Here is a 6956-nt window from a genome sequence, read left to right as displayed (position 1 = left end):
ACTTTTAAAATCATGGTTGGAGGAAGTTCTGATAAAGGTTTGCAGAGTGGTTTTGAAATTAAAGAGTAAAAAGGGTTTTACCACAAAGGCACTAAGACACTAAGTTTTTTTAATCTCGCAATCCCGATAGTTATTGGCAGTAAAGATTTTTGAATAGCCCCTAGCTTCAGCTAGGGGAATAAGATTTGAATAGGAACAGGGCTTTAGCCAAACTTTGTAGGTTTGGCTAAAGCCCTGTTTTATTGTGTTTATGTTTTTATCCAGCTAAAGCTGGACGCTATTGATTTGCATATTGTAGTTTGTTAAGTATTTGTATGTTAGTATTTTATTGTAGGAAAAATATTTTGGTTTACGCTTTTACCTTATCTTTGATAGACAGCCATTTAAATATTTTTTAATTGGCAATTCAAGGTAAGCTGAAAACTTTATAGAGTAGGCAAGATTTTAAAACAGTATTATGGAACATTCTTTATTTAAAAAAGTGAAAGCAGCAATTGATTATTGGTACATTCCGTTATTAGTGGGAATACTTTTTGTAATCATCGGATTTTGGTCTTTTGCCACACCTGTAAAAGCATATTTAACATTAGCATTTTTATTTAGTGTATCGTTTCTGGTCAGCGGAATTTTTGAAATTATTTTTGCACTTTCAAACAGAAAAAAAATAGACAATTGGGGCTGGACGCTGATCTCGGGAATTATAGGTTTAGGAGTTGGAATAGTATTAATTGCTAATCCGTTAGTTTCAGTAACACTTTTGCCACTTTATGTTGGATTGGCTATTTTGTTTCGCTCTGTAATGGCTATTTTTATGGCTTTTAATTTAAAAAGCTATTCTGTTCCAGATTGGAAAAATCTTTTAGGATTAGGGATTTTGGGACTATTGTTTTCATTTTTGTTATTATGGAATCCTGTTTTTGCAGGACTTTCAATAGTATATTGGACTGCTTTTGCTTTTATCGCAAGCGGTATTTTTTACATTTATTTTTCTTTCAAACTGAAAAAACTACACGATTTAGCTTAAAAAATAAAGTTTGATTTAGCTTTTATATTAACAATAAATCCGACCGATCTCAAAAAACGGTCGGATTTATTGTTAATATGAATTAATAAGCACTTAGTAAATTTCTAGAATCATTAGTTCAGTATTAGTTATAAACGATTCGATTATATGCTTTTTTGAGAACAAAATTTCAGCTATTTGTTTAGTGTTTTTATTGAAAGTTTTTAGAATTATAACTTTTGGAGGGGCTCCTTTTAAAAGTAATAACTTTTCAAAATCATCATCATGAGTCAAAATAGTGAAATTATTTGCTTTTGCAAATTCCCAAATCTCAATATCTTTTGCTGGTTGATTTACGGGAATATCATTAGCATGTAAACAATTGAAAAAAGTATTTTCTACTAGTTTAATTATTCTCCATGAGATATTTGCATCCAGAAGTAACTTCATTATGCGGCTATTATTTTCGTAATATTTTCTCTGTTAGCAGCAAAACTTAACGCAGCAAGAATATGCTCTTTTTTTAATTCAGGAAAATCTTCAATGATTTCTTCAAAAGACATTCCTGTAGATAACCATGAAAGAATATCAGAAACACAAATTCTGGTTCCAGTAATTATAGGTTTGCCAAACCGAACATCTTGGTTTATTGAAATTAAATTTTGCCAGTTATTTTCCATACTTTTATTATTTAAACAAATTTACAAAAATTAAATGCGAATTTGGTTTTAAATAGCATGGTTTGTTTTTACCTTTAAAATCTATTAAAATTCCAACTTTTAAATTAAAACAATGAAATATAACAGATGCGGAAAAAGCGGTTTACTGCTTCCTGAAATTTCTTTAGGATTATGGCATAACTTCGGTTCGGTTGATAATTTTGAAAATGCTGAAAGTATTGCTATTGAGGCTTTTGATAAAGGAATTACTCACTTTGATTTAGCAAATAATTATGGTCCAGTGCCAGGTTCTGCTGAGGAGAATTTCGGAAAAATATTATGGCATAATTTTCAGGGAAATCTACGTGATGAAATCGTAATTTCTACCAAAGCAGGTTATACAATGTGGAAAGGCCCTTACGGAGATTGGGGCTCAAGAAAATATCTGCTTTCGAGCTTAGATCAGAGTTTGAAAAGAATGAATGTCGATTATGTAGATATTTTTTATTCGCATCGTCCAGATCCAGAAACACCGATTGAAGAAACCATGATGGCTTTAGATCACGCTGTAAGAAAAGGAAAAGCTTTGTATGTTGGAATCAGTAATTATTCTGCGGAACAAACGAGAGTTGCGGTTGATGTTTTAAAACAATTGGGAACGCCATGTTTGATTCATCAAGCAAAATATTCGATGTTGGAGCGTTGGGTTGAAAATGGTTTGTTGGATGTTTTGGAAGAAAAAGGGGTTGGCTGTATTGCGTTTTCGCCTTTGGCACAAGGACTTTTGACCGATAAATATTTGAAAGGAATTCCTGAAAACTCACGAGCTCATAATCCGAATGGGCATTTAAGAGAAGATGAGGTTACACAAGAACGTATTCAGAAATTAATTCAATTGAATGAAATTGCTCAAAATAGAAATCAGTCTTTAGCACAAATGGCTCTGGCTTGGCTACAGAAAGACAAACGAATTACATCGGTTTTAATTGGTGCAAGTTCTGTAAAACAATTGTGTAATAATATTGATTGTTTGCAAAATACTGAATTTAGTCATGATGAATTAAATGCGATTGAAAAAATTCTAGCGTAAAATGCTATTTGTAAAATGTGAAATGATAAAAAAGGAGAACAATTTGTTCTCCTTTTTTTATTTGATAATCATCGCCAATCCACCTCCGCTTGCTAAATGATATTTTAATTTCGTAGTTGAATCAACTGTTACAATTTCTTTTTTGTAATCAGTTGCTGCTTTGTCTGCGTTTATACCATCAGAGAAAATCTCGGCTTGGAATTTTTTGCCTTTTTCAAGGAAAGAAAAATCAATTGTTACTTCTCTAGAATCCCAATTTGTAATAGCGCCTAAGTACCAAGTATTTCCTTTTCTTCGGGCAATTGAAACAAATTTTCCAACTTCACCATCAAGTGCGATAGTTTCATCAAAAGTCGTTGGAACTTTAGCGATAAAATCGGTGCTTTCTTGTTCCTTCATAAAAGCGGTCGGACTGTCTGCCATCATTTGTAAAGGCGCTTCAAAAATCGTGTACAATGCCAATTGATGACATCTTGTTCCTTGACTCATTGGTGTCGAATGACTTGGTTTGAATTCGCTTTTTGTAGCATTTCGCATTGCGCCAGGCGTATAATCCATTGGTCCAGCCATCATTCTAATAAACGGAATTGTGGTATCGTATAACGGAACATCATCATTTGGTGTCCATTTGTTGTTTTCTAAGCCTTTTACACCTTCAAAATTTAAAATATTTGGATAAGTTCGTTGAATTCCAGTTGGTTTGTACATTCCGTGGAAATCTAGAATCAATTTATAATTTGCCGCTTTTTGAGCAATATCGTAAACCGAATTGACCATTTTGGCATCATCGCGATCTAAGAAATCAACTTTAAAACCTTTAATTCCTAAATTGGCATAATTCTTTAAAATTCCATCTGTGTTTTTAGTCAAAGCCATCCAAGAGCTCCACAAAATAATTCCAACATTTCGTTCTTTTCCATATGCGATTAAAGCCTCTAAATCGACATTAGGATTATGTTTCATAATATCTTCTTCCAAACTCCAACCTTCATCCAAAACCACATATTCAACTTTATTCTTAGAAGCAAAATCAATATAATATTTATAAGTCTGCGTGTTGATTCCGGCTTTAAAATCTACGTTATAAATATTCCAATCGTTCCACCAATCCCAGGCAACTTTTCCGGGTTTAATCCAAGAAATATCTTTAATTTTTGAAGGTTCTGCCAATTTCTGAACCATATCATTATTCGCTAAAGCGGCATCATTTTCAGAAATTACAATTGCTCTCCACGGGAAAGTTCTTGTTCCTTTTGTCTTCACCAAATAATCGGCTCTTTCGGTAATTAATCGGTTGATATTGTTGAATCCGCCATTGGCTTCTTTTAATGGATATTTAGAAAAACGAGATTCAAAACCAGATTTGTTTTTATTATTTGTAACGAACAATCCTGGATAATCTTCCAAGTTAGCTTCAAGAAAAACAGCTTTTTTATGATTTTTGTAATCAATTAGAAATGGTAAAAATGCCAAAGTATCTTTTGCAAATTCACTGATTTTCTTGTTTTCGTAATGTGCTTCAAAAGAAGAAATATAAGGATCTTTAGGATTTCTTAAATCTCTTACATAAGGCATTAAAGTGCTGTAATCTTTGTCAAAATTTAAAGCTACTTCTTCTGATTTTATCGTAATATCTTTTTTCTTTTTGGTAACGAATCGATACGCAGCTCCATCGTCAAAAACACGAAACTCAATACAGAAATCATTCTTAAAGTTTAAAGTCAGTTGATTATAATGATTTTCAACCGATTTCTTTTTATATAATGGCGTTTCAAAAGAAGTATTTACAGTTTCCTTTTTTGAATTTAAAACAATAGGATTTTTTCCTAAAATCTGATTTTTATCTAAAGTTAAAGACATTTCTGAAGGTGCCAGAATCAAATCTTTTTGATGTAAAATCGACCATGAAATTTTATCACTCACAGCAATTTGAACTTCGATTTTTCCATCAGGAGATTTTAGAACAAAGCTTTGTTTCTTTTGGGAAAAAGAAAGATTTAGAAATAATAAACAAAAAAGAATAAAGGTATTTTTCATGCTGTGTTTTTTATCAAACTTCGATTTTGTTATTCTGTAGAACGTACTGCAGTGCGTCTACAAAAAATAGGGATGAATAATTCTTTTATTTCTTTAATTCTGAATTGTATTTTTTGACAATTTCTAATGTCGATTTATCTCCATTAAAAACAGAGTTTAAACCTTGTGGTTCTTGAGGAGGATCTGTTGTAAGCGGTTCGCCAGGATTCCATTTTCCGTCTGGATGAATTGCTTTTCCTTCACCGCCATAACCCCAGAAATTTGCTGCTCTTAACGGGCCATTATTTTTAACGCTTTCTGCAACTCGTCCAAAAATATAGCTGTAAAACTTATCTCTGTAAACAGAAGAAGCACCAGCATTCAGATTTTCATTTTCTCTCGGAAGACCAAATTCTTCAATAATAATTGGCCTTTTCAGATTATTAGCTACTTTAATGTGATCGTCAATATATTTTCCAGCATTTTCGATTGTTGTAGGCATTGTAGCTTCGGCATTATCAGCTTTAAACCAATTCCAATTTTTTGGCCAAATGTGCATGGTTAGATAATCAATATTCGGATTTTGATGTGTTCTTTCGAAGATTTCCATGCTGTCGTTAGAACTGTTTTTTCCTTCAGAACCCGTAGAAACCAAATGGTTTTTGTCTAAACTATCAATCAAATCCACAATATTATTGAGCCATTTCGTGAATTTTGCTTCATTTTCTGGCGTAAAAGTTCTGGGTTCGTTTCCAACCTGCCACGCCATTATTGTGTTGTCTTCGTTGTATTTCTTTTTAGAATAAGGATTTGTCCTTCCAATAATAAACTTTACATGATTGTTCAGTGCTTCCATGCATGGTTCGCAGCTGTGAAACTGTTCTGTATACGACATAAATTGAGGCCAAGTATTTGGCGGAATATTTGGAACCGGAACTGAACCTTTGCCATTCCATTCTAAATATTGAGACATTCCGCCCGACCATTCCCAGTTATTCGTTAAATACAAAACTGCGTACATATTTCGTTTGCCCATTTCGTTAATCAAGAAATCTAAGCCGTCGAGTAAATCTTCATCGTATTTTCCTTGCTCGTATTGCAATGCTGGGCGAACCGTAAAATCGTATTTTCCGCCATCAGCACCAACTAAAACACGTAAATTATCAATTCCGTTTTTTTTCATTAAATCCAATTCGCGTAAAAGCCTTTTTCGGTCTCCTATTTTTTTAGAAGCCAACATACTTCCGTACCAATAATTCGTCCCGATATAAGCGTAGGGTTTCTCGCCTTTGTAAAATTGGTTTCCTTTTACGGTGATTTTTTCTTGAGCATTACATGCAATTGCTGTTAAGATTAAAGCTAACGAAAGGGTTTTAAAAAATCTATTTTTCATAATTTATATTTTAATGGAGCTAATCCTGCTATCCGTTACAATCTTTTATGCTGAACCCCAGCATAAAAGGATTTTCACTCCTATCAGGGCTAGGGCTTTACGTTATTTTAGAAAGTTTTGAATTCAAACTGAAACAAAAAGTTATTTCGGCATTTCATACATCTTTGGCAGAGAATTCACCAAAGCCGATTTTGTTTTCAAACTATAAGTTTTAAAATCTGCTGCATTCGAAACCGAACCATTCGGAACATAATAACCATCAGTATTATTGTTCCAGAACATTACATAACTTATCTGGATGTCATTTTTGGTCAACGCGTTGTATAAAAGTGAAGAAAACCAGTCGGTAATGGCTGGATTTGTGCTAGTTACACGATAACCTGTTTCGGTTAAGGCGGCGATTTTCACTTTCGCTTTAGCGTAATCAGAAAGAATTTTAAGTTTTGTATTTGCTCTGTCAGATCCCGTTTGCCCTTGATTATTGAAGTCTCCATAATTATCCATTCCGATAATATCAACATATTTATCGCCTGGATAACGGCTTAGATAATTGGCTTCAGTTGTATAAGAGTTGTCGGGAGAAAAAGCATATAAAATATTATGAACGCCTTTTGTATTTTTTAAATAATCAACTGTAAACTGATAGGCTTTTTTGTATTCATCGGCAGTACAAAAATCGGCGCCCCACCAAAACCAGCTTCCATCAAATTCATGAAAAGGTCTAAAAATTATCGGAATCAATTCGCCATTTGAACCTTTTAAATTTGAAACCACGCTGGCAACTTTATCTAGTTT

7 protein-coding genes are annotated in these 6956 nt (G+C 33.1%); 2 read left to right on the top strand and 5 right to left on the bottom strand.

Annotated features, from left to right (window positions below; translation table 11 throughout):
- Window positions 1-457 precede the first annotated feature (457 nt).
- A complete protein-coding gene (locus B3J44_RS17510; protein WP_286969997.1) occupies window positions 458-1024 on the top strand; it encodes an HdeD family acid-resistance protein in 567 nt (188 codons plus the stop codon).
- 93 nt (window positions 1025-1117) lie between these two features.
- Here the strand turns inward: B3J44_RS17510 and B3J44_RS17505 are convergent, their stop codons facing one another.
- Both B3J44_RS17505 and B3J44_RS17500 read right to left on the bottom strand, forming a co-directional pair.
- Window positions 1118-1453: a DUF5615 family PIN-like protein gene (locus B3J44_RS17505; protein WP_198856704.1), complete on the bottom strand. Its 336-nt coding sequence runs from the start codon at window positions 1451-1453 to the stop codon at window positions 1118-1120.
- Window positions 1453-1683, bottom strand: coding sequence for a DUF433 domain-containing protein (locus B3J44_RS17500; protein WP_198856703.1), 231 nt, complete (start codon window positions 1681-1683; stop codon window positions 1453-1455). The genes B3J44_RS17505 and B3J44_RS17500 overlap by 1 nt, the downstream gene beginning before the upstream one ends.
- Window positions 1684-1795: 112 nt before the next feature.
- On the opposite strand from B3J44_RS17500, the gene B3J44_RS17495 reads away from it, so the two are divergent.
- Window positions 1796-2752 (top strand): aldo/keto reductase, encoded by a 957-nt coding sequence (locus B3J44_RS17495; RefSeq protein ID WP_286969996.1) that lies wholly within the window; start codon window positions 1796-1798, stop codon window positions 2750-2752.
- 57 nt (window positions 2753-2809) lie between these two features.
- Here B3J44_RS17495 and B3J44_RS17490 read toward each other — a convergent pair whose 3' ends face one another.
- The 3 genes from B3J44_RS17490 to B3J44_RS17480 all read right to left on the bottom strand — a co-directional run.
- Complete coding sequence (locus B3J44_RS17490) at window positions 2810-4789, bottom strand: glycoside hydrolase family 97 protein (protein WP_286969994.1); 1980 nt, start codon at window positions 4787-4789, stop codon at window positions 2810-2812.
- An 85-nt stretch (window positions 4790-4874) separates the two neighbouring features.
- Window positions 4875-6161 carry a glycoside hydrolase 5 family protein gene (locus B3J44_RS17485; RefSeq protein WP_286969993.1) on the bottom strand — a complete coding sequence of 429 codons (1287 nt, stop codon included), beginning with the start codon at window positions 6159-6161 and terminating at the stop codon, window positions 4875-4877.
- 141 nt (window positions 6162-6302) lie between these two features.
- A partial coding sequence (locus B3J44_RS17480) for a glycoside hydrolase family 26 protein (protein WP_286969992.1) occupies window positions 6303-6956 on the bottom strand: 654 nt, incomplete at its 5' end.

The organism is Flavobacterium sp. UBA4854 (assembly GCF_002399805.1).
GTDB classification, from domain to species: domain Bacteria; phylum Bacteroidota; class Bacteroidia; order Flavobacteriales; family Flavobacteriaceae; genus Flavobacterium; species Flavobacterium ginsengisoli.
The sequence above is the reverse complement of the archived record's forward strand: the minus strand, read 5'-3'. Positions and strand labels throughout refer to the sequence as shown.

Excerpts from the sequence above, each read along its gene's own strand:
- B3J44_RS17510 (WP_286969997.1), top strand. The coding sequence starts at position 458 with ATGGAACATTCTTTATTTAAAAAAGTGAAAGCAGCAATTGATTATTGG.
- B3J44_RS17505 (WP_198856704.1), bottom strand. The coding sequence starts at position 1,453 with ATGAAGTTACTTCTGGATGCAAATATCTCATGGAGAATAATTAAACTA.
- B3J44_RS17500 (WP_198856703.1), bottom strand. The coding sequence starts at position 1,683 with ATGGAAAATAACTGGCAAAATTTAATTTCAATAAACCAAGATGTTCGG.
- B3J44_RS17495 (WP_286969996.1), top strand. The coding sequence starts at position 1,796 with ATGAAATATAACAGATGCGGAAAAAGCGGTTTACTGCTTCCTGAAATT.
- B3J44_RS17490 (WP_286969994.1), bottom strand. The coding sequence starts at position 4,789 with ATGAAAAATACCTTTATTCTTTTTTGTTTATTATTTCTAAATCTTTCT.
- B3J44_RS17485 (WP_286969993.1), bottom strand. The coding sequence starts at position 6,161 with ATGAAAAATAGATTTTTTAAAACCCTTTCGTTAGCTTTAATCTTAACA.